Genomic DNA, 21,028 nt, shown 5'->3' with positions numbered 1-21,028 from the left:
GGGCCAGAGGACGTGGAGATCCATCCGGGCGGTCTCGATCGGGGCGGCCGACGAGGTGTGCGCCATAATTCTGTACATGACAACGCTGCCCCTTGCTGAGGTTCGAGCGAATCTTTCCAAGCTGGTCGACGAGGCTGTCCGCACCCACTTGCGTATTGAAGTCACCCGACAGGGCCGGCGAGCAGCCGTGATTCTCAGTGCTGATGACTATGACTCGATCATGGAGACGCTCGATATCTTGAGCGACTCGGATCTGATGCAGGAGCTCCGTCAGGGGCAGGCGGACGTCGCGCGCGGGGACTTCCACGCCCTTGACAACGTGGCCAACGAGATGCGGGCCAAAGGGCGATTGCCCAAGTGACCTATGAAGTCATCCTCTCGCCGGCGGCGCGTAGGCCTCTGTCGGAAGAACTTCCAGAGACGGTTGCTGCGGCCTGTTTCGAGTTCATTGCCGGACGGCTGGCCGAGAATCCCCGCCGGGTCGGCAAGCCGCTGGGCAATGAACTGGCCGGATCGTATTCGGCGAGGAGAGGAGAATTTCGCGTCATCTACGACATTGATGACGACAGGATCCGTGTCGAGGTCATTTCGATTCGGCACCGGCGTGACGCGTATCGCGGATGAGGCCACCGCAGAGAAGTCGCCGACGTGTGTCTTGCCGGTGACCTGACCGCGACGGAGGCAGGGGAGGCTCGTCGTCATGGCAGTTGTCGAGGTGATTTATCTGGTGGCGGCGCTGCTGTGGATTTTCGTGGTGGTGGCAGCGCTGTGCGTCGGAGGCCGCTACATGCTTAGGCTTCGTGCCAGGCGGCGCCGCGTGAACGGGCTGATCGACAATGTGCGGCTGACCATCGAGCGCTTGGTTGTCCCGTACCGGGCGGTGGCAGCCGGTGGCGCGGCTGTTCTTCAGCGGGTCGTCAATGGACTCAGTTGATGATCTCGTCTAGCCCGTCCGCCCGCAGGGCGGCCAGCCGGTCGCGCCACTCCTGGAGTATCTCGGGGGACAGCCGCGGCCAGTCGTCGACTTCTGCGACGACCCGCAGCGGCTCGCTGCTGCGGTAGGAGCGGGTCGGGTTGCCCGGGAACTTTTTATCGGTGACGTTCGGATCGTTTTCGAACTCTCCGGTCGGTTCGACGCGATACACCCGCGGTTCCCCGTCGCCGGCCGCGAGCTCGGCCGCCAGCCCGGCACCGTCGCGCAGGGCGGTGAAGTAGATGTGGTTCATGATGATTTCGGGCCGGTAGTTGGAGCGGAAGCCCGCGGTGAGCAGCTCTCCGGCCCCCAGATCGGCTTTGGTTCCGTGGAAGAACGGACCTTCGTCCAGCGTCGAGGCCATCGCCTCAGGGTAGCGAGCGTCGCCGGGATCTTCTCGCTGAACAGCAGGAATACCGATAGGTATACTCATGTGATGGCCACGACGATCAAGGTGCCGGTCGAGCTACGCGACCGGATCAACCGCGGAGCGCAGGAGCGGGGCGTGACGGCGGCCGGCTTCATCGAAGGACTGATTGATGGCTACGAACGGCGCCGGCGCATGGAGCTATTCGGGCGCGCATTCCGCGGGGCGGATAGGGCCTACTGGGACGAGTTCCGGGAGTGGGACGTCGCGCTGAGCGACGGATCTGATGGCGAATGAACTGCGGCGCGGGATGGTGGTTTGGGCCGAACTCGATCCCGTGCGCGGGCGTGAGCAGGCCGGCCGTCGGCCCGCACTCGTGATCGCCAGTGATCTCTACCTCGAGCAGGCCGACGCGCTGGCGATCATCGTCCCTGCGACGACGACAGAGCGCGGCTGGCCCAACCACGTGCTGCTGCGCGGGCCTGACCTGAGCTTCGGTCAGTCGACATTCGCCATGACCGAACAACCGCGAACAGTTACCCGTGAGCGATTGTTCGACGTCATCGGTGTCGTTGACGCCGAGACGATGCGCGAGGTCGACGGTTGGCTCGGCGACTTCCTCGGGTTGCCCGCTACCAGATGACGGCGAGTCCCGCGGCGGTGAGAACGAGTGCGGCGGCGGCGTAGAACAGGGCACGCGGGGCTTCGCCGCCCGAGCGACGCTGCCGCGCCCGGCCGATGCCCAGGACGGCACCCAGGGCGATCAGGATCACCAGCTTGGTGCCGATCTTGGGGTAGTTGAGCACCACGCCGGCGGGCCACGGGGCGGCCAGGGCCAGTCCGGTCACCAGCGACAGCACCACGCCGTAGTCCATGACCGGGGTGAGCTGGAAGCGCCGTGCCGCGGCTTCGGAGACCAGGGCCCCGAAGATCACCGCGAAACCGATGATGTGCAGCAGAACTATTACGTGCCGTAGTACCTCCACGTCGCTCAGGCTAGCCCGTGCCCATGGCATTGGCCATTCGAGTGCGACGCATCTGGTGGCGAGGTGTCACTACGCTTGACCGGCATGACCTCATCGACAACCCGCCTGGCCGCCGTCGTCGCCGCGACCAGCGACCCGGCCGCCGCCGACCCGGCCGCCTCGCAAGTCGTGTTCCGTGCCTCGGCCGTCGCCCATGACGCCGTGGCGAGCACGGTCACCATGGGGCGCTACAGCGTCGAAGTCGACGAGCCGCCGACGCTCGGCGGCGAGAACACCGCCCCCAACCCCGTCGAGTACTACCTGGGGTCCTTGCTGTCCTGCCAAATCGTCACCTGGCGGTATTGGGCGCAGAAGCTGGGCATCACCGTCGACGAGATCACCGGGCGAGCCGAGGGGGACCTGGACGTGCGCGGTTTCTTCGGCCTGGACGATGCGGTTCGCCCCGGCTTCAGCGAGGTGCGGGTGGCCGTCACGGTGACCGGGCCGGAGACCGAGGAACGCTACACCGAGCTGCACCGGGTCGTCGAATCCCATTGCCCGGTACTGGATTTGACCACCAATGTCACGCCGGTGCGCAGCACCCTGGAGATCGGGCCGCGGCAGTGATCTTCATCGTGGTCAAGTTCGCGACCAAACCCGAGTGGGCAGAGCGCTGGCCGCAACTGGTGGCCGGCTTCACCGAGGCCACCCGCGCCGAACCGGGCAACCTGTGGTTCGACTGGTCGCGCAGCCTCGACGATCCGTGCGAGTACGTGCTGGTCGAGGCGTTCCGCGACGGCGACGCCGGCGGCAAGCACGTCAACAGCGACCACTTCGCCAAGGCCATGGCCGACATGCCGCAGGCGCTGGCGTCGACGCCGAAGATCATCAGTCAGTCCATCGAGGCCTCGGGCTGGTCGCCGATGGGCGAGTTAACGATCCCCTGAGCGATTTCGGCGCGATATTCACCGCTGAGCGGGCAGAATTGCGCCGAAATCGCAATCAGGGCACCACGACGATCTCGCGACCCAGCTGATACCCGGGCGTCAACGGCAGGATGTCGCCGCTCCAGAACGAGCCGGGGTCGAACCAGTTCGCACTCTTGTCGGTCGATAGCAGGCCCATCTCCTCGTAGGTGATCGCGACGGTCTCAGCGCAGTACGCGGTCTGCAGCGCAACCTTGCCGCGGCGTGCCTTGCGGCGCTGGGTGACTTCGCGAACCTTGCGGTCCAGGAAGGGGATTCCGCGGGTCCAGTCGGCCGCGGTCGGCAGCCGGCCGCGCAGCCAGCGGCCGGTGAGCCGCGCCGTGGTGGGAAACGCGGTGCCGTCCATCCGGGCGATCGCCCGCAACAGCCGGTCTTCCTGTTCACGGGTGACAGTCCCGCTGAGCTGGCGAAACCAGCAGCGCTGCTCGTAGCGGCCCAGCCACTGCTCGACGGCGGCCCGGGCGTCGTTGAGCTGGACGCCGCGGTGGTTGGTGCCGGTCCAGAAGTCGAGCAGCTTGTCGCCGAGTTCGGCATGCCAGATCAGCGGGGGCAGGTCTTCGAGGGCCACCGTCATGCCGACGTGGTTCACCGGGGCGTTGGACAGCGTCTGAATGGCCCGGTCCGGGCCGGAGCGGCCACGGAACAGCCAGATGTCGCCGGTGCGGGTCTCGCGCAGCGCCTGGTCCAACGTCACCGTGTGTTCGTCCACGACAGGCACCTTATGGTGTGTTGGTGCGCAGCATCTGGAAATGGATCGGCCTGGCGGGCGTGGTCGGTGTCGCGGCCGGGGGAGTGCTGGTGGCGCGGGATCAGCGCCGACGTCGGGCCTACACCCCCGATGAGGTCCGTGCCCGGCTGCATCAACGGCTGGCCGAAGCCGACGGCGCAGACTAGCCGGCTTCGACCGCATACAGCCGGTGGGTGCCGGCGAAGCCCTTCAACTCGACATCCCGGCCGGCGCCGACGCTGATGCCGTCGCAGTCCTTGACGGCGTCGCGCACCGGCCCGCTGATCAGGATCTGCCCGCCGTCGGCGGCCGCTGCCACCCGCGCGGCCATCGCCACATTGCGGCCGAACAGGTCGTCGCCGCGGCGCACCGAGCGGCCCATGTGCGCCCCGATGCGCACCCGGATCGGGTGCTGCGGCTTGCGGCCCCGCGGGTGTTGCAGGCCCCGCTGGATGTCGATGGCGCAGCGCACCGCCTGTTCGGGTTGGGCGAAGGCGATCATGTATCCGTCGCCCTGGTTCTTGACGACGTGGCCGGAGTGGGCACGCACCGAGCGTTGCACCGTCTCGTCATGCCGGGCGAGCAGCTTCACCCAGGCGCGGTCGCCGATCCGCTCGTTGAGCGCGGTGGACTCCTCGATGTCGGTGAACAGGATCACCACGTGGCCGTCGAGGGTGAGGCGGGCCAGATCGGGGCGCTCCACCGCTGCCCAGTCGGCGAGGTCTTCGATCGAACTGCGCACGGCCGCGCCGAATCCCTGCTTGCGCACCAGGTTTGCGGTCTGCCACATCGTCTTGACGGCCTCCCGCCCGCCCTCCAGAAGCAGGTTGCGGGTGTCGACGCGGCTGCGCAGCTCTTCGGCCTCCGCGCTGACCTGCCGCAGCCGCGCGGTCAAGACCATCAGCGCGACCGCTTCGCCGACCGACACCGCGGCCAGCAGGTAGGCCGCGATCATCGGCGGCGCGAGCCATCCGGTCAAGGCGCCGACACGAACTCGACAACAGCAGAGCTGAAGGCGTCGTTGTCGTCGCCTGCCGCGGTGTGCCCCGCGTCGGACAGTTCGACCAGCCGGGCGCTCGGCACCTTGGCCAGGAAGTCCGCGACGCCCTCGGTGCTGACCACATCGGACAGCTTGCCGCGGATCAGCAGGATCGGGATCTGCAGGTCGATCGCGGCCGCCTCGAGTTTCTCGGTGCGCAGGGCCGGATCGTCGCTGGGTTTGGTCAATAACGCCGGATCCCAATGCCAGTACCAGCGGCCATCGCGCTGGCGCAGGTTCTTCTTCAGGCCCTCGGGGCTGCGGGGCTTGGCCCGGTGCGGCAGGTAGGCGGCCACCGCGTCGGCCGCCTGCTCCAGCGAGTCGAAACCGTCGATGTTGCTGAACATGAAGTCGCGGATCCGGGCGCTGCCGTCCTTCTCGTAACGCGGCACCACGTCGACGAGCACCAGCTTTCTCACCCGCTGCGGGCCGGCCTGTTCGGCGACCAGGATTCCGGTCAGACCGCCCATGCTTGCCCCGATCAGCACCACCGGGCGGTCGATCGTGTCGATCACCGCGATCGCATCGTCAGCCAGGGTCTCAATGGCGTAGTCGGCGCCGGGGGCACGGTCGCTGTCACCGTGCCCGCGGGTGTCGAGCGCGACGACGTGGTAGCCCTGGTCGGCCAGGATCTGGCCGGTCTTGTGCCAGGAGAACCGATTCTGGCCGCCCCCGTGCAGCATCACGATCGTCGGACGGGCGTCTGCGGCGGAGTCCCGGTTCCATTCGTCGGCCACCAGTCGGACGCCCCGGGCGCCTTGGAAGGCGACGGTCTGGGCTGTGCTCATCACCAGATGGTAGATAGGTAGCACGACAAGGCGGACGGAAACGGTGGGCGATGAGCGAACCGCGATGGATCGACGTGGCCGCGCCCGAGGTGGCGCTCAAGGCGCTGAGCTGGGGCACGCCGGGCAATCCGGTGGCCTTGTGCCTGCACGGTTTTCCCGACACCGCCTACGGCTGGCGGCGGTTGGCGCCCCGGTTGGTGGCGGCGGGCTGGCACGTGGTGGCCCCGTTCATGCGCGGCTATGCGCCGTCGTCGATCCCGGCCGACGGGAGCTACCACATCGGTGCGCTGATGGACGACGCGTTGCGGGTGCTCGACGCTGTGGGCCGCACCGGCGGCGACGCGGTGATCGGTCACGACTGGGGTGCCATGGCGGCCACCGGGATCGCCGCACTGCCGGACACCCCGTTCACCAAGGCGGTGATCATGTCGGTTCCCCCGCCCGCGGCACTGCGCCAGGCCGGGCTCGCCGTGGCGGGTCAGCTGCCGGCGCAGATGGTACGCAGCTGGTACATCGGCTATTTCCAGCTGCCGGGTCTGCCGGAGCGGTCCGCCTCCTGGGTGTTGCCGAGGCTGTGGCGGCGCTGGTCGCCGGGCTATGACGCCGAGGAGGACCTGCGCCACATCGATGCCGCCATCGGGACGCCGGAGAGCTGGCGGGCCGCCCTTGGGCCCTACCGGGCGCTGCGCAGCGTCCGGGCGCCGGCCCGCTACGCCGATCTGCACCAGCACTGGCTGCAATTGCCGAAACTGCCGAGCCTGTACCTGCACGGGCGCACCGACGGCTGCATGTCGGCGGAGTTGGCGCGGTGGGTGGCCCCGGCGCTGCCCGACGGCAGTGCGGTGGCCGTGGTTGAGAATGCCGGGCACTTCCTGCAACTCGAGCAGCCCGACGAGGTGGCTGATCAGGTGCTGCACTTTCTTGCCTGATAAGCGGGGCCTGAGTTGAGGTCGGCGATGCGCGGAAACCCGATGACCGCGATCGACGCGCAGTTCTACTGGATGTCGGAGAAGATTCCCAGCGACCAGTTCCTGGTGTACGCCTTCGCCGGGGTGCCCGATCTCGGCGCCGCTGCCGCCGAGGTGCTCGGCCGCGCCCGGCTGAGCCCCGAGCTGACCATGCGGGTCGACGACGCCGGCGGGCTGCGCTACCCGCGCTGGGTGCCGTCGTCGGATCACCTCGGCGTCACCGCGCACCGGGTGCCCGGTGACAGCTGGGCGGGCTGCCTGGACGTCGTCGTGCGCCTCGCCGACGGCCAGGTCGACGCCTCCGTGGCGCCGTGGAAACTGCACCTGTTCGCCCCGGTGGACGGCATTCCCGGGCACCGCGGCCGCGGCACGGTGGTGGTGCTTCAGGTCGCGCACGCACTTGCCGACGGCGCGCGGGCCTCGGCGCTGGCTGCCTGGCTGTTCGGCCGGCCGGCACCGGTGCCGGCGGTGCAGTGGCCACACCGTGGATGTCTGCCGTTGCGCGCCGTGGTTGCCGCCCGCGAGCACCGCAGCCGGGTCGCCGACACCGGCGCCGGGGTACTCCCGGCGCCGGTGGGTGACCGGCCGCTCCTGTCCACCAACAATCGGCCGGCCGGGGTCCGCGCGCTGCGCACCCTGGTGCGCCGACGCGCCGAAATGAGTGGGCCCACCGTCACCGTGGCGGTGCTCTGCGCGGTGTCGGAGGCGCTGGCGCAATACCTCGACGAGCCATGCGATGAGCTGGGCGCCGAGGTTCCGATGGCCAAATCCGGTGGCCGGCAAGCCAATAACCATTTCGGAAACATTCCGGTGGGGCTCTACCCGCGGTATGACCGGGATACCCGCATCGAGGCGATCGCCGCCGACGTCGCCAACGGCCGGCTTCGTGCGGACCACCCCGCGACGGTGGCAGCCGACCGGGCGTTCGCGGCCACACCGGCGGTGCTGCTGCGCTGGGGCGTGCAGAACTTCGACACGCAGGCCCGGCCAGCGCGAGTCACCGGCAACACCGTGGTGTCCAGCGTGTACCGCGGCGCAGCCGACCTGAGCTTCGGGGCGGCGCCGGTGGTGCTGACGACGGGGTTCCCGGCACTGTCGCCGGTCATGGGCCTGACCCATGGCGTGCACGGCATCGGCGACACCGTGGCGATCAGCGTGCACGCGGCTGCCTCGGCCATCACCGATATCGACGTCTATCTGCGTCTGCTGGACGCCGCACTGTAGGTTGGGGCGCATGGTCACTGCTGCTGATGTCGCATTGCTGATCCTGCGTCTGGTGCTGGGCGTGTCGCTGGCGGCACATGGTTTCAACAAGTTCTTCGGAGGGGGACGCATCCCGGGCACCGCGAGGTGGTTCGAGAGCATCGGGATGAAGTACGGCAAGTTCCAGGCGGTGACGGCGGCTGTCGCCGAGATCGCCGCCGGACTGGGCTTGGCCGTCGGGTTGCTCACCCCGATCACCGCCGCGGGCTTCGTGGCGCTGATGGCGGTGGCGGTGTGGACCGTGCACCGCAAGAACGGCTTCTTCATCATCAAGGAGGGCTGGGAGTACAACCTGGTGCTGGCCACCGGTGCCGTCACGGTCGCCATGCTCGGGCCCGGCCGGCTCAGCCTGGATCACCAGATCTTCTGCCACTGCTGGGCCACCGGCTGGACCGGTCTGGCGATCTCGCTCGGCCTCGGGCTGGTCGGTGCCATTGGCCAGCTGGCGCTGTTCTACCGTCCGCCGGCCAAGCCGGACGCGCCGGCGGCGACCGGCGAGTAGGGCAGTCCGCTGCCGGCGTTCTCGTCGACGACGACCTGCCGGCCCAGGTAGGGGAACGCCCGCTGCGGGCAGGCTTCCCGGTCACAGATCTTGCAGCCCGCCCCGATCGGCACCACGGTGGCCTCGTCGTCGAGGGCGACCCCGGTGGAGTAGACGAGTTTTTCGGCGTGCGCCAGGTCGCAGCCCAGTCCGACGGCGAAGGTCTTGTGCCGGCCCAGGTAGCCGCGTCCCTCCGGTGGGGTGGTGGTGGCGATCCAGAAGTATTTGCGCCCGTCGGGCATCTGCGCGACCTGGGTGATGATCCGGCCGGGCTGGCTGAACGCGTCGTGCACCACCCACAGCGGACAGCTTCCGCCGACCCGGCTGAAGTGAAATGCGGTGGCCGACTGCCGTTTCGAGATGTTGCCGGCCTTGTCGGTGCGCACGAAGATGAACGGCACCCCGCGCTGGCCCGGTCGCTGCAGTGTCGAGAGCCGGTGACACACGGTCTCGAACCCGACCTCGAAACGGCGTCCCAGCAGGTCGATGTCGTAGCGCAGCTCGGTCGCGGAACGCTGAAACTGCCGATACGGCAACAGGAACGCACCGGCGAAGTAGTTGGCCAACCCGATCTTGGCGACGCCGCGGGACTCCGGACTCAACGACTGGTCTTGCGCCACGATGTCGCTCAGCAGCTCGGCCTGGGTCAACAGTGCCAGTTGGGTGGCGAGCTGGAAGGCGCGCTGGCCCGCCAGCAGCCAGTGCGCGATGCGCAGCACTCGGGTCGCCGGATCGAAGACCCGTTTGGTCCCGGCCGGTAGGTCGTCGACGACCGCCACGGTGATGTCGAGCCGCTCGCTCATCAGTGTCGACAGCTGAATGTCCAAGCCGCCGAACCGCATCCCGCTGTCGATGAACAGTCTCTCGGCGGCATCGTCGAGCTCGCCGATGTAGTTGTTGCGGTCGTAGAAGAAGTCCCGGACCTCCTCGAACGGCATCGGGCGCGCCACGGTCTGCGCGGCGTCGCCGGAGACCCGTGACCGATAGGACTCCAATTCGTCTGTGGCGCCGCGTAGTTGGCGGTGCATGGTCAGCAGACTGTTTCCGATCTCGGGCATCCGCGCGACGAGTTCTTCGAGCTGGCTGTCGCTGGCGACGTGTTCGCCGGCGGTGGCGGTGAACATGTCGCGCAGGTCGGCCACCAGTCGGGCGTCGGCGTCGCCGGAGAAGTACTGCGCCGGCAGGCCGAACCGCTCGGTGAGCACCAACAGCACCGACACGGTGATCGGTCGTTGATCGTTCTCGAGCTGGTTGACGTAGCTGGTCGACAGGTTCAGCGTCCGTGCCAGTGCCACCTGGGTCAGGCCGCGCTCCTCACGCAGGCGTCGCAGCCGGGCCCCGGCGAAGGTCCGGGTGGTCGTGGGTGCCATGTGAGGCAGCTTAGTCGTTCATCGCATTCGCAAGGTTTGCAATTCCACCGGACTTAGGACGCATTAATACGCATTTCCAGTGTATACCGGGGTAGGACTCTCGTGCGTAGGGTGTGGATTATGCAGCTACATGACGTGAAGACCCACCGCAGCGCCGAAGACTTCCCCCGCTCCGAGCACCTCGCTTGGAAGATCGCGGAGGTGGCTGCGGACCCGGTGGCCGTCCCCGACGACACCGCGGCGATGGTGATCAACCGGATCATCGACAACGCCGCCGTCAGTGCGGCCTCGGTGCTGCGCCGGCCGGTGACCGTGGCCCGCCGGCAGGCTCAGGCACACCCGTCCGAGCCGGGTGCTGCGGTATTCGGCATCGAGGGCACCTACTCGGCGGAGTGGGCGGCCTGGGCCAACGGCACCGCGGTGCGCGAACTGGACTTCCACGACACCTTCTTGGCTGCCGAGTACTCGCACCCCGGCGACAACATCCCGCCGCTGGTGGCGGTCGCGCAACAGCTGGGGCTCTCCGGCGCAGACCTGATCCGCGGTCTGGCCACCGCCTATGAGATCCAGGTCGACCTGGTCAAGGGAATCTGCCTGCACGAACACAAGATCGACCACGTCGCCCACCTGGGCCCGTCGGTGGCCGCCGGAATCGGCACCATGCTGAAGCTGGACCCCGAGATCATCTACCAGGCAGTCGGGCAGGCGCTGCACCTGACCACCGCTACCCGCCAGTCCCGCAAAGGCCTGATCTCCAGCTGGAAGGCCTTCGCGCCGGCGTGGGCCGCAAAGGTGGGCATCGAGGCCGTGGACCGGGCGATGCGCGGCGAGGGTGCCCCGGCCCCCATCTGGGAGGGCGAAGACGGGGTGATCGCCTGGCTGCTGTCCGGACCTGAGCACACCTACCAGGTGCCGCTGCCCGGCCCCGGCGAGGCCAAGCGCGGAATCCTGGACACCTACACCAAGGAGTACTCCGCGGAATATCAGAGCCAGGCTCTGATCGATCTGGCCCGCCGGCTCCGGGGGCGGATCGGTGACCTGAACCAGGTGGCCACGATCGTCCTGCACACCAGCCACCACACCCACTACGTGATCGGGACCGGCTCGGGCGACCCGCAGAAGTTCGATCCGGACGCCTCGAGGGAGACCCTGGACCACTCGGTGATGTACATCTTCGCGGTCGCCCTGCAGGACGGCAGCTGGCACCACGTCCGGTCGTACTCCCCGGAGCGCGCCCACCGCCCGGACACCATCGATCTGTGGCGCAAGATCTCCACCGTCGAGGACCCGGAGTGGACCCGGCGCTACCACTCCACCGACCCGAATGAGAAGGCCTTCGGTGCCCGCGCCGAAGTCACGCTGGCCGGCGGCGAAGTCATCACCGACGAGCTGGCGATCGCCGACGCCCACCCGCTGGGCGCGCGGCCGTTCGAACGCAAGCAGTACATCGGCAAGTTCACCGAACTCGCCGAGGGGATTGTGACCGTGGGGGAGCAGGAGCGGTTCCTGGCCGCAGCAGAGGGGTTGGCGCGCCTCGCCGGTTCGGATCTCCGCGGACTGAACATCGTCGTCGAGCCCGCGGTGTTGGGCCAGGCGCCCGCCACGCCCGACGGGATCTTCCGGTGAGTGGGCTGCTCGGAGCGACCGCGGCCCCGTCGGACAAGCGGGCAGCATTTCGGGCCGGACTGCAATCCGGTCGGCTGCAACGGTTCCCGGGGGCGTTCTCGCCGCTGGTGGCCAAGCTGGTGGCCGAGATCGGATTCGAGGGCGTCTATGTCTCCGGCGCGGCGCTCTCGGCCGACCTGGGGCTACCGGACATCGGGCTGACCACGCTGACCGAGGTCGCCGGGCGCGGCGCGCAGATCGCCGCGGTCACCGACCTGCCCACCCTGATCGACGCCGACACCGGCTTCGGCGAGCCGATGAACGCCGCGCGCACCATCGCGGTGCTCGAAGACGCCGGGCTGGCGGGCTGTCACCTCGAAGACCAGGTCAACCCGAAACGCTGCGGACACCTTGACGGCAAGGCGGTGGTGCCGACGGCCGAGATGGTCAAGCGGCTGCGGGCCGCGGTCGCCGCGCGCCGGGACCCGAACTTCGTCATCTGCGCCCGCACCGATGCCGCCGGCGTCGAAGGGCTCTCCGCCGCGACCGATCGGGCGAAGGCCTACGCCGACGCCGGAGCGGACCTGATCTTCACCGAAGCGCTTTCCGGGCCAAGCGAATTCGAGCGGTTCCGGGCCGCCGTGGACATCCCGCTGCTGGCCAACATGACCGAGTTCGGCAAATCAGAGCTGCTCACCGTTGCTCAACTGACGGACCTCGGCTATAACGCCGTCATCTACCCGGTCACCACGCTGCGGCTGGCGATGTTCGCCGTCGAGGCCGGTATCCGGGAAATCGACACGGCCGGAACGCAATCCGGGTTACTGGAGAAGATGCAGCACCGCAGCCGGCTGTACGAGCTGCTGCGCTACGCCGACTACAACCAGTTCGATTCGGAGATTTTCAACTTCACTACTGAGGGAGGCCGGAGATGACCACCGCGGACATTCACAAGGGACTCGCCGGGGTCGTCGTCGACACCACCGCCATCTCCAAGGTGGTGCCCGAGACCAACTCGTTGACCTACCGCGGTTACCCGGTTCAGGACTTGGCCGCGCGTGTGAGCTTTGAGCAGGTCGCCTACCTGCTCTGGCACGGTGAACTGCCCACCGACGCCGAGCTGGCACAGTTCTGCCAGCGCGAGCGCGCCGCCCGGCGGGTGGACCGGTCGCTGCTGTCGCTGGTGGACAGGCTTCCGGAGAACTGCCATCCGATGGATGTGGTGCGCACCGCGATCAGCTACCTGGGCGCCGAGGACCCGTCCGAGGATGACCCGGCCGAGTCGGCGAACTTCGCCAAGGCACTGAGGATGTTCGCGGTGTTGCCGACGATCGTCGCGGCCGACATGCGCCGCCGCCGCGGCTTGGACCCGATCGCACCGCACAGCCACCTTGGCTACGCCGAGAACTTCCTGCGGATGTGCTTCGGCGAGGTTCCCGAGCCGGTCATCGTGGAGGCCTTCGAGCAGTCCATGATCCTCTACGCCGAGCACAGCTTCAACGCGTCCACCTTCGCCGCGCGGGTGGTCACCTCCACGCAGTCCGACATCTACAGTGCTGTCACCGCGGCCATCGGCGCACTCAAGGGTTCGCTGCATGGCGGGGCCAACGAGGCGGTCATGCACGACATGATCGATATCGGTGAGCCGGCCAAGGCCGCGGAGCGGCTGCACGGCAAGCTGTCTCGCAAGGACAAGGTGATGGGCTTCGGCCACCGGGTGTACAAGCACGGTGACTCCCGGGTGCCGACGATGAAGGCCGCTCTGGAACGGGTCGCGGCGGCCCGCGACGGACAGCGCTGGTTGGACATCTACCGCATCCTGGAGACCGAGATGTTCGCCGCCACCGGCATCAAACCCAACCTGGACTTCCCAACCGGGCCGGCCTACTACCTGATGGGCTTCGACATCCCGATGTTCACCCCGCTGTTCGTGATGAGCCGCATCACCGGGTGGACCGCCCACATCATGGAGCAGACCGCGGCCAACGCGCTGATACGTCCGCTCAGTGCCTATTCGGGCCAGGCGCAGCGCGCACTCGACGCGGGCTGAGGCCCGGCGGGGGCTACCATCCGGGAATGTCGCAACTGTTCCCCGATTACCGCCCGCTCTGGGAGACCGACCAGCACCGCGAACTGCGTAAGCACACCGCGGATTTCCTGCGCAAGGAGTCGACGCCGCACCAGGAACGCTGGGTCGCCCAGCACGGGGTGGACCGTGAGTTCTGGAACAAGGCCGGCGACGCCGGGCTGCTGGGCCTGGATCTGCCCGAGGAGTTCGGCGGCGCCGCCGGCGATTACGCCATGCACTGCGTGGTGCAGGAAGAACTGGTCTACGCCCACGACCAGTGCTTCGGATTCTCGGTGCACTCGCCGATCGTCGCGCACTACCTGTACGCCTACGGCAACGACGAACAACGCAAACGCTGGCTGCCCGAGGTCATCAGTGGCGAGGCGGTGCTGGCCATCGCGATGACCGAGCCGGGTACCGGATCGGATCTGCAGTCGGTGCGCACCACCGCAGTGCGCGACGGCGACGACTACGTGATCAACGGATCGAAGACGTTCATCTCCAACGGAACTCACTGCGATCTGCTGGTGATCGTCGCCAAGACCGACCCGTCCCAGGGGGCGGCCGGGGTGTCGCTGATCGTCGCCGAGACAGATGGCCTGCCCGGCTTCGAGCGGGGCCGGGTGCTGGCCAAGATCGGCCAGCACGGCCAGGACACCCGGGAGCTGTTCTTCACCGACATGCGGGTGCCGGTCGCCAACCTGCTCGGCGAGAAGGAGGGGCTGGGCTTTTACCAGCTCATGGACCAGCTGGCCCGCGAACGGCTGATCATCGCGACGCTGTGCGCGGCGCTGGCCGAGTCCGCGGTGCTGGAGGCCATCCGGTACTCCAAGGAACGTGAGGCGTTCGGCCGGCCGATCGGTAACTTTCAGCACACCAAATTCGTGCTGGCCGAATGCAAGACGGAGACGCTGGCGATCAAGACGCTGGTCGACTACGCGATCAGCCAGTACGTCGGCGGCAAGAACGACCCGATGACCGCGTCGATGGCCAAACTGTTCGCCGCCGAGAAATCCGACCAGGTGGTCGACAAGTGCCTGCAGATCTTCGGTGGCTACGGTTACATGGCCGAGTATCCGATCGCCAACATGTACACCGGGTCACGCGTGAACCGGATCTACGGCGGCACCAGCGAGATCATGAAGGAGATCATCAGTCGCTCGCTGTGAGCTCCAGGCGCTCGAGTCGTCGCACCAGCAGGCTGGGCAGCCAGCGGCTCTCCGGCGCGATCCCGATATGCGAGGTGCGCGTCAGCAGTTCGCCGATAACGATCTTCGCTTCGAGGCGCGCCAGGGCGGCGCCGACGCAGAAGTGCGCGCCCTTGCCGAAGGCCAGGTGACTTGTTGTGCGGTCCAGCCGAAATTGGTCGGGCTCGGCGAAACGTGCCGGGTCCCGATTCGCCGCACCCCACAGCAACAGCAGACGGGACCCGGCCGGCAGATCGACCCCGCCAAGGCTGGTGTCGCGGCGGACGTGCCGGTAGTGACCGCGGAACGGAGACTCGCACCGCAGCACTTCTTCGAGGAAGGGGCCGATCAGCTCCGGTGACTCGCGGACCCTGCGCTGGATCTCCGGGCGCGTCGCTAACGTCCAGGCGGCCGAACCGATCAGCGACGCGGTCGATTCGCCGCCGGCGCTGAACAGGGTGATCATCATGACCTGGGCGGTAACGGTGTCGAGTGCGCCGGAGGCGCATGCGGTGGCCAGCTCGCCGAGCAGGTTGTCTTGCGGGTCGGCGGCCGCCCGCTGGAAGTGGTCGGCGATGTAGCCGCTGAGTTCCATCACGGCCACACCCGAGGCGGCCAGATCCTCGGCGCTGACCAGCCCCTCCAACAGCTGGGTGCCCGCATAACCCCAGTGCACCAACTGGTCGACGTCCGCGTCGGGAACCCCGATCAGCCGCGCCACGATCGTCATCGGCAGCCGGTTGGCGACGGTGCCCATCCACTCGATGTGTCCGTCGCGGAATCCGCCATGCCAACACCGGTCCATCGTCTCGCCGATGAACGGCTCCAAAGCGCGGATGCGCTTGGCCGCCAGCTGCGGTACCAGCATCTTGCGGTGCGCGGCGTGCGCCGGGTCGTCGGCGGTGGCCAGCACCTGGGTGGGCTCGTCGAGTCCGGGCATCGGGAAGGTGGCCACCGTGCCGTCGGCTTGATACAGCATCGTGCCGGTCAGGTTCGAGGAGAAATCCGCAGGCCGGTCGAGCGCCTCGACGATGGCGTCCCAGCTGCACACCGCATAGAACCCGGACTCGCCGACGGCGTGCACCGGCCCGTCGTCCAGCATCCGCTCATAGAGCGGGTACGGGTCCTGGATACTTGCGTCGTTGAACAGTTCAAGGCCGATCGCGCCCATTCTGACCGTCATTGCTCCAGGTTGAGCGGTGGTTTCTCCCGGGTCAACGGGGTCAGCGGAAGTTGAAAATCTCCAGTTGGCATCCGCGTGGCCGGCCGTCTCAGCGGGGGTGACCGACCGGCATCATCGATGAGAACTTGGGTGGAATTTGTCTCATCATGAGACGCAGGTTCCAGCGAGGTGAGAGGCTGGGCCGGTGGCGCGACATGACTGGCTGGTGGGCACCGACCGTCCCGCCGCAGCCGCCGAACGGATCTACGCCGCCGCCATCGACCTCATCGCGTCCGACGGTCTGGATGCACTGGACATTGACGTTCTGGCCGCCCGCGTCCACTGCTCGCGGGCCACCATCTACCGACATGCGGGCGGCAAATCCGAGATCCGCGACGCCGTGGTGGCCCGCGCCGCGCAGCACATTATCGAGACCGTGCGGGATACGGTCGCCGGCCAAACCGGCGCCGAGCGGGTGGTCACCGCGATCTCGACCGCCCTGCAGCGAATCCGCACGGACCCGTTGCGGAAGGTGATCATCGGCCCGCTGCGGGGCACGCAGGAGATGACCTGGATGGCGGCGTCCCCGATGCTGGCCGGATTCGCCCGTGATCTGAGCGGCCTGACCGGGGAAGACCCGCTGGCAGCCCAGTGGGTCGTGCGGGTGGTGCTGTCGCTGTTGTGCTGGCCGGTCGAGGACGCCGAGGCAGAGCGGCAGATTCTGGAGCGCTTCGTGGCCCCGGCGTTCGACACGAAAAGTTGATCGCGACCCGAACTTCTAGAACGCGTTCTAATCTGACCGGCATGGGATTTCTCAAGCAGGACACCCCGCAGATCGACTTTGAGGAATGGAGCAAGGGCACCCGCGCCGAGAGGATCAAGCCGATGGCGCGGCACTGGGCCGAGGTCGGTTTCGGTACCCCGGTTTTGCTGCACCTGTTCTACGTCGTCAAGATCGCGCTCTACGTCCTGGGCGCGTGGCTGATCTGCCTGACTACTGCCGGTATCGGAGATCTTGCTGGCTTCGCCAGCGTCGCGCACTGGTACGCCGAGCCCATCGTGTTCGAGAAGGTCGTGCTGTACACGATGTTGTTCGAGGTGGTCGGCCTCGGTTGCGGGTTCGGCCCGCTGAACAACCGGTTCTTCCCGCCGATGGGCTCGATCCTGTACTGGTTGCGGCCCAACACCATCCGGCTGCCACCCTGGCCGCGCCGGATACCGCTGACCGCGGGCGACCGGCGCACGCCGTTCGATGCTCTGCTGTACGGGGCGTTGCTGGTGCTGTTGGTGGTCGCGCTGTTCTCCGACGGCACCGGGCCGGTCCCCGGGCTGGCGACGACGATCGGGGTGTTACCGGTCTGGCAGATCTGGGCGGTACTGGGCGTGCTGGCGGTGCTGGGGCTGCGCGACAAGGTCATCTTCCTGGCTGCCCGCGGAGAGGTGTACGGATCCTTCACGGTCGCATTCCTGTTCGCCGGCTACGGCGTGGACATGATCGTGGCTGCCAAGCTGGTATGCCTGGTCATCTGGATGGGTGCGGCGACGTCCAAGCTCAATAAGCACTTCCCATTCGTCATCTCGACGATGATGAGCAACAACCCGCTGTTTCGGTCACGGGCCATCAAGCGCAAGTTCTTCGAACATTTCCCGGACGACCTGCGCCCGGGCCGAGCGTCACGCTGGCTGGCACACTTTTCCACGGTGATCGAGATGGGTGTTCCGCTGGTGCTGTTCTTCAGCCACGGCGGGTGGCCCACGGCGATGGGCGCTTTCGTGATGCTGTGCTTCCACTTCGGCATCCTGTCGGCGATTCCGATGGGGGTGCCGCTGGAGTGGAACGTCTTCATGATGTTCTCCGTGCTGGCGTTGTTCGTCGGCCACTCCGGAGTGGGGCTGGGAGATCTGACGACGCCACTGCCGATCGCGCTGTTCGTCGTCGTCGCCGGAACCGTCGCACTCGGAAACCTGTTCCCGCGCAAGGTGTCCTTCCTGCCGGGGATGCGCTACTACGCCGGCAACTGGGACACCACGCTGTGGTGTATCAAGCCGTCCGCCGACGCCAAGATCGCCCGCAACATCGTGGCGATCGCCAGCATGCCCGCCGCTCAACTGGAGAAGTTCTACGGCAGCAAGGAAGCCGCGCAGATCCCGATGTACATGGGATATGCGTTCCGCGCCTTCAACACTCACGGCCGGGCGCTGTTCACCTTGGCACACCGGGCGATGGCCGATCGCAATGAGGACGACTACGTCCTGACCGACGGTGAACGGATCACCAGCACGGCGATCGGCTGGAATTTCGGTGACGGGCACTTCAGCAACGAGCAGTTGATCGCCGCCCTGCAGCGGCGCTGCGGATTCGAGCCGGGGGAGGTGCGGGTGGTGATCCTCGACGCGCAGCCGATCCACCGGCAGACCCAGAGCTACCGGTTGGTGGACGCCGCCACCGGTGAGTTCGAGCGCGGCTACGTCAACGTGGCCGACATGGCCTCCCGCCAGCCGTGGGACGACGACCTGCCGGTACATCCGCAGGTGTGACCCAGATAACTGGTCCAACCAGTTGACCAGTGGGGTTCGGTGCCCGATCATATAGCCCATGGATCTTGCGCCCATCGCCCGCACCGCAGTCTCCGACACGATCTTCGGGCGCCTTGTCGAAGAGATCCTGACCGGACGCCTGCCGGCCGGTGAGCCACTCCCGTCGGAGCGCGAACTGTCGCTGACGCTGCAGGTCAACCGGCACGCGGTTCGCGAAGCGCTCAAGCGGCTGCAACAGGCCGGACTGGTGCGGATCAGCCACGGCGGCAAGACCCGGGTGTTGAACTGGCGAACCAGCGCCGGCCTGGATGCCCTGACCGGGCTGGCTGCCGCCGGGGTGATCCCGACACAGCAGATCATCGGCGATGTCGCGGTGATGCGGCGCTCGATCGCCGCGGATGCCGCACGCCTGTGCGCGCGGGGCGCCTCGCCCGAGCAGCGCGCCGCGATCACCACCGCCGCCGCGGCCTATCCGGCATCCGGGGAACTGGAGCTGGTGCTGGAGGCCGATCTGACGTTTTGGATCGCCGTCATCGACGGGTCGGGCAACATCGCCTACCGGCTGGCTCTGAACACCCTGACCGCCGCTTTCGAGGACATGGGACGCGAGGCGATCTACGCGCTGGGCGCCGCCGAATTCGCCGACCGCAGCGCGCACCTCGATCTCGCCGCCGCCATCGCAGCCGCCGACGAAGACACCGCCTACCGCCTCGCCGAAGAGTTGCTGACGCGATTCGTCAACGCATGCCAGAACTGGGAGAGGTAGCCGCCGTGTTCGACCTGATCCAGCACGCGATCCCGGTCTTCATCCTCTGCCTGGTCCTGGAAGCCGTCTCCTTCGCGGTGCTGCCCGACGACGACGAGCGCGGCTACGAATTGCGCGACACCCGCACCAGCCTGGCGATGGGCATCGGCAACGTGATCATCAACGTCGGCTGGAAACTGGCGGCGCTGGCCGCCTACGGTGCGGCCTACCTGCTGGCGCCGGTTCACCTGCCGGCGAGCAATCCGCTGACCTGGATCGCGCTGTTCTTCGCCGACGACTTGGCCTACTACTGGTATCACCGCACTCACCACACCATCCGGGTGTTCTGGGCCAGTCACGTGGTGCACCACTCCAGCCAGCACTACAACCTGTCCACCGCACTGCGTCAGACCTGGACGCCGTTCACCGCGGTCCCGTTCTGGATCCTGCTGGGCTTCGCCGGGTTCGCCCCGTGGATGATCCTGCTGCAGCAGTCCGTCAGCCTGCTCTACCAGTTCTTCATCCACACCGAGCGAGTCGGAAAGCTCTGGCGGCCCATCGAATTGATCTTCAACACCCCGTCGCACCACCGGGTGCATCACGGGTCCAACCCGCAGTATCTCGACACCAACTACGGCGGCATCCTCATCGTGTGGGACCGCTTGTTCGGAACCTTCGAGCCGGAGCGCGAGCGGGTCGTCTACGGGCTGACCAAGAACATCGAGACGTTCAATCCGGTGCGGGTGGCCACCCACGAGTACGTCTCGATCTGGCGAGACGTCAAGACCGCCCGCAGCCGACAAGCCGTGTGGGGCCACCTGTTTCGCGGCCCGGGGTGGGAACCGGCCGGTTAACTGCGCGGCACCCATTCGTCGTAGAACGGCGGCATCGCCGAAGCCCGCGAGGTGAACTGCGCCTCACGCTTCTCCAGGAACGCCCGCACCCCGTCGGCGCCGTCGCCGATGCTGGTGTAGAACATCGCCAGCGAATCCACCCGGTGCGCCTCGATCGGGTCGGGTTGGGCGGAGTTGCGGTAAAGCATCTGGCGGATCAGCGCGAACGACACCGGCGAGCGGCCCTTGGTCCAGGCGTCGGCGAGCACACGCGCCTCGCTCAGCAGCACCTCGGGTTGATAAACCGCCTGTGCCAGGCCGCAATTCCGTGCGGCCTCGGCGTCGAGGATGTCGGCGCGGTAGAGCAAGTCCAAAGCCGTTGGCATGCCGACGATGCGGGGCAGGAACCACGTCGAGCAGGCCTCCGGGGTGATACCCAGCTTGCCGAACACCAGCCCGAACCGCGCGTTGGTGGAGAACAGCCGGGCATCCATCGCCAGCGTCATGGTGGCGCCGATCCCGACCGCGGGGCCGTTGACCGCGGCGATCACCGGCTTGCGGCAGTTGTAGATCGCCAGCGTCACCCGCCCGCCGGTGTCGCGCACCCGGGCCAGCTCGGGATTGTCGAGGTCGGCCATGTCGGCCAGCGCCGGCGATTTGGACTCGTCGAGCCCGAAGACGTTGCCGTCACTCGACAGGTCCATCCCGGCACAGAACGCCCGCCCCGAGCCGGTGACGATCACCGCCCGGACCGCGTCGTCGTCATTGACCTCGACGAAGGTGCGTTCCAGCTCGTCGGCCATCTCCACGGTGAACGCGTTGAGATTGTCCGGCCGGTCCAGGTAGAGGGTGAGGATGCCGTCCTCGACGTCGTGGCGCAGCGCGTTGAAGGTCATCAGCCGA

At 67.5% G+C, this 21,028-nt stretch carries 27 protein-coding genes; 19 read left to right on the top strand and 8 right to left on the bottom strand.

Annotated elements, in window-relative coordinates; genetic code table 11:
• Positions 1-76: 76 nt before the first annotated feature.
• The 3 genes from K6T84_RS01090 (at position 77) to K6T84_RS01080 (ending at position 934) form a co-directional block, all read left to right on the top strand.
• Positions 77-361 (top strand): type II toxin-antitoxin system Phd/YefM family antitoxin, encoded by a 285-nt coding sequence (locus K6T84_RS01090; protein ID WP_224864830.1) that lies wholly within the window; start codon positions 77-79, stop codon positions 359-361.
• Positions 358-624, top strand: coding sequence for a type II toxin-antitoxin system RelE family toxin (locus K6T84_RS01085; RefSeq protein WP_224864831.1), 267 nt, complete (start codon positions 358-360; stop codon positions 622-624). The genes K6T84_RS01090 and K6T84_RS01085 overlap by 4 nt, the downstream gene beginning before the upstream one ends.
• Positions 625-700: 76 nt before the next feature.
• Positions 701-934, top strand: a complete 234-nt coding sequence (locus K6T84_RS01080) for a hypothetical protein (protein WP_224864832.1) — start codon at positions 701-703, stop codon at positions 932-934.
• On the opposite strand, the gene arr is transcribed toward K6T84_RS01080, so the two are convergent.
• On the bottom strand, positions 927-1,337 hold the full coding sequence (gene arr / locus K6T84_RS01075) for an NAD(+)--rifampin ADP-ribosyltransferase (RefSeq protein WP_224864833.1): 411 nt from the start codon (positions 1,335-1,337) through the stop codon (positions 927-929). The genes K6T84_RS01080 and arr overlap by 8 nt on opposite strands.
• Positions 1,338-1,409: 72 nt before the next feature.
• Between arr and K6T84_RS01070 the strand changes: the two genes are divergently transcribed.
• Both K6T84_RS01070 and K6T84_RS01065 read left to right on the top strand, forming a co-directional pair.
• On the top strand, positions 1,410-1,637 hold the full coding sequence (locus K6T84_RS01070) for a toxin-antitoxin system protein (RefSeq protein ID WP_224864834.1): 228 nt from the start codon (positions 1,410-1,412) through the stop codon (positions 1,635-1,637).
• On the top strand, positions 1,627-1,983 hold the full coding sequence (locus K6T84_RS01065; protein ID WP_224864835.1) for a type II toxin-antitoxin system PemK/MazF family toxin: 357 nt from the start codon (positions 1,627-1,629) through the stop codon (positions 1,981-1,983). Before K6T84_RS01070 ends, K6T84_RS01065 begins: the two co-directional genes overlap by 11 nt.
• Here K6T84_RS01065 and K6T84_RS01060 read toward each other — a convergent pair.
• Entirely contained in the window at positions 1,973-2,326 is a 354-nt protein-coding gene (locus K6T84_RS01060; RefSeq protein WP_224864836.1) for a Fe-S protein, read from the bottom strand. The two genes, K6T84_RS01065 and K6T84_RS01060, sit on opposite strands and share 11 nt — an antisense overlap.
• An 84-nt stretch (positions 2,327-2,410) precedes the next feature.
• Between K6T84_RS01060 and K6T84_RS01055 the strand changes: the two genes are divergently transcribed.
• Complete coding sequence (locus tag K6T84_RS01055; RefSeq protein WP_225401620.1) at positions 2,411-2,932, top strand: OsmC family protein; 522 nt, start codon at positions 2,411-2,413, stop codon at positions 2,930-2,932.
• Positions 2,929-3,252 (top strand): putative quinol monooxygenase, encoded by a 324-nt coding sequence (locus tag K6T84_RS01050; RefSeq protein ID WP_224864838.1) that lies wholly within the window; start codon positions 2,929-2,931, stop codon positions 3,250-3,252. Before K6T84_RS01055 ends, K6T84_RS01050 begins: the two co-directional genes overlap by 4 nt.
• A 55-nt stretch (positions 3,253-3,307) precedes the next feature.
• On the opposite strand, the gene K6T84_RS01045 is transcribed toward K6T84_RS01050, so the two are convergent.
• The gene (locus K6T84_RS01045) at positions 3,308-4,000 is read right to left on the bottom strand and encodes a P-loop NTPase family protein (RefSeq protein ID WP_225401621.1); all 693 of its coding nucleotides are present in this window, start codon (positions 3,998-4,000) and stop codon (positions 3,308-3,310) included.
• A gap of 23 nt (positions 4,001-4,023) precedes the next feature.
• Here K6T84_RS01045 and K6T84_RS01040 point away from each other — a divergent pair, with 23 nt between their 5' ends.
• Entirely contained in the window at positions 4,024-4,185 is a 162-nt protein-coding gene (locus K6T84_RS01040; protein WP_224864840.1) for a hypothetical protein, read from the top strand.
• Here K6T84_RS01040 and K6T84_RS01035 read toward each other — a convergent pair.
• Both K6T84_RS01035 and K6T84_RS01030 read right to left on the bottom strand, forming a co-directional pair.
• On the bottom strand, positions 4,182-4,973 hold the full coding sequence (locus tag K6T84_RS01035; protein ID WP_224865694.1) for an adenylate/guanylate cyclase domain-containing protein: 792 nt from the start codon (positions 4,971-4,973) through the stop codon (positions 4,182-4,184). The genes K6T84_RS01040 and K6T84_RS01035 overlap by 4 nt on opposite strands.
• 20 nt (positions 4,974-4,993) lie before the next feature.
• Entirely contained in the window at positions 4,994-5,845 is an 852-nt protein-coding gene (locus K6T84_RS01030) for an alpha/beta fold hydrolase (protein ID WP_224864841.1), read from the bottom strand.
• A 50-nt stretch (positions 5,846-5,895) separates the two neighbouring features.
• Here K6T84_RS01030 and K6T84_RS01025 point away from each other — a divergent pair, with 50 nt between their 5' ends.
• From K6T84_RS01025 to K6T84_RS01015, 3 genes are read left to right on the top strand one after another with little or no spacing between them, the layout of a single operon-like run.
• The gene (locus K6T84_RS01025; protein WP_224864842.1) at positions 5,896-6,774 is read left to right on the top strand and encodes an alpha/beta fold hydrolase; all 879 of its coding nucleotides are present in this window, start codon (positions 5,896-5,898) and stop codon (positions 6,772-6,774) included.
• Between the two features lie 27 nt (positions 6,775-6,801).
• Positions 6,802-8,037 (top strand): WS/DGAT/MGAT family O-acyltransferase, encoded by a 1,236-nt coding sequence (locus K6T84_RS01020; protein ID WP_225401622.1) that lies wholly within the window; start codon positions 6,802-6,804, stop codon positions 8,035-8,037.
• A gap of 10 nt (positions 8,038-8,047) precedes the next feature.
• Entirely contained in the window at positions 8,048-8,578 is a 531-nt protein-coding gene (locus K6T84_RS01015; RefSeq protein ID WP_224864844.1) for a DoxX family protein, read from the top strand.
• Here K6T84_RS01015 and K6T84_RS01010 read toward each other — a convergent pair.
• On the bottom strand, positions 8,530-9,987 hold the full coding sequence (locus tag K6T84_RS01010; RefSeq protein ID WP_224864845.1) for a short-chain fatty acyl-CoA regulator family protein: 1,458 nt from the start codon (positions 9,985-9,987) through the stop codon (positions 8,530-8,532). The genes K6T84_RS01015 and K6T84_RS01010 overlap by 49 nt on opposite strands.
• 120 nt (positions 9,988-10,107) lie before the next feature.
• On the opposite strand from K6T84_RS01010, the gene prpD reads away from it, so the two are divergent.
• The 4 genes from prpD to K6T84_RS00990 are packed head-to-tail and all read left to right on the top strand — an operon-like array spanning position 10,108 to position 14,829.
• On the top strand, positions 10,108-11,613 hold the full coding sequence (prpD, locus tag K6T84_RS01005) for a 2-methylcitrate dehydratase PrpD (RefSeq protein ID WP_225401623.1): 1,506 nt from the start codon (positions 10,108-10,110) through the stop codon (positions 11,611-11,613).
• Positions 11,610-12,527 (top strand): methylisocitrate lyase, encoded by a 918-nt coding sequence (gene prpB, locus K6T84_RS01000; protein ID WP_225401624.1) that lies wholly within the window; start codon positions 11,610-11,612, stop codon positions 12,525-12,527. The genes prpD and prpB overlap by 4 nt, the downstream gene beginning before the upstream one ends.
• A complete protein-coding gene (locus K6T84_RS00995; RefSeq protein ID WP_225401625.1) occupies positions 12,524-13,642 on the top strand; it encodes a bifunctional 2-methylcitrate synthase/citrate synthase in 1,119 nt (372 codons plus the stop codon). The genes prpB and K6T84_RS00995 overlap by 4 nt, the downstream gene beginning before the upstream one ends.
• 26 nt (positions 13,643-13,668) lie before the next feature.
• Complete coding sequence (locus tag K6T84_RS00990) at positions 13,669-14,829, top strand: acyl-CoA dehydrogenase family protein (RefSeq protein WP_225401626.1); 1,161 nt, start codon at positions 13,669-13,671, stop codon at positions 14,827-14,829.
• Here K6T84_RS00990 and K6T84_RS00985 read toward each other — a convergent pair.
• Positions 14,813-16,030, bottom strand: a complete 1,218-nt coding sequence (locus K6T84_RS00985) for a cytochrome P450 (protein WP_225401627.1) — start codon at positions 16,028-16,030, stop codon at positions 14,813-14,815. The two genes, K6T84_RS00990 and K6T84_RS00985, sit on opposite strands and share 17 nt — an antisense overlap.
• A gap of 184 nt (positions 16,031-16,214) precedes the next feature.
• Here K6T84_RS00985 and K6T84_RS00980 point away from each other — a divergent pair, with 184 nt between their 5' ends.
• From K6T84_RS00980 to K6T84_RS00965, 4 genes are read left to right on the top strand one after another with little or no spacing between them, the layout of a single operon-like run.
• Positions 16,215-16,772, top strand: a complete 558-nt coding sequence (locus K6T84_RS00980; protein ID WP_224864851.1) for a TetR/AcrR family transcriptional regulator — start codon at positions 16,215-16,217, stop codon at positions 16,770-16,772.
• Between the two features lie 41 nt (positions 16,773-16,813).
• Positions 16,814-18,547, top strand: coding sequence for a DUF3556 domain-containing protein (locus K6T84_RS00975; RefSeq protein ID WP_225401628.1), 1,734 nt, complete (start codon positions 16,814-16,816; stop codon positions 18,545-18,547).
• 58 nt (positions 18,548-18,605) lie between these two features.
• Complete coding sequence (locus tag K6T84_RS00970; protein WP_224864853.1) at positions 18,606-19,313, top strand: FadR/GntR family transcriptional regulator; 708 nt, start codon at positions 18,606-18,608, stop codon at positions 19,311-19,313.
• A 5-nt stretch (positions 19,314-19,318) separates the two neighbouring features.
• Positions 19,319-20,146, top strand: a complete 828-nt coding sequence (locus tag K6T84_RS00965) for a sterol desaturase family protein (RefSeq protein WP_224865695.1) — start codon at positions 19,319-19,321, stop codon at positions 20,144-20,146.
• On the opposite strand, the gene K6T84_RS00960 is transcribed toward K6T84_RS00965, so the two are convergent.
• A complete protein-coding gene (locus K6T84_RS00960) occupies positions 20,143-21,021 on the bottom strand; it encodes a crotonase/enoyl-CoA hydratase family protein (RefSeq protein ID WP_224864854.1) in 879 nt (292 codons plus the stop codon). The genes K6T84_RS00965 and K6T84_RS00960 overlap by 4 nt on opposite strands.
• Positions 21,022-21,028: the final 7 nt, after the last annotated feature.

Origin of the sequence: Mycobacterium zoologicum (assembly GCF_020181635.2) — a bacterium.
Classification (GTDB): Bacteria; Actinomycetota; Actinomycetes; order Mycobacteriales; family Mycobacteriaceae; genus Mycobacterium; species Mycobacterium zoologicum.
The sequence above is the reverse complement of the archived record's forward strand: the minus strand, read 5'-3'. Positions and strand labels throughout refer to the sequence as shown.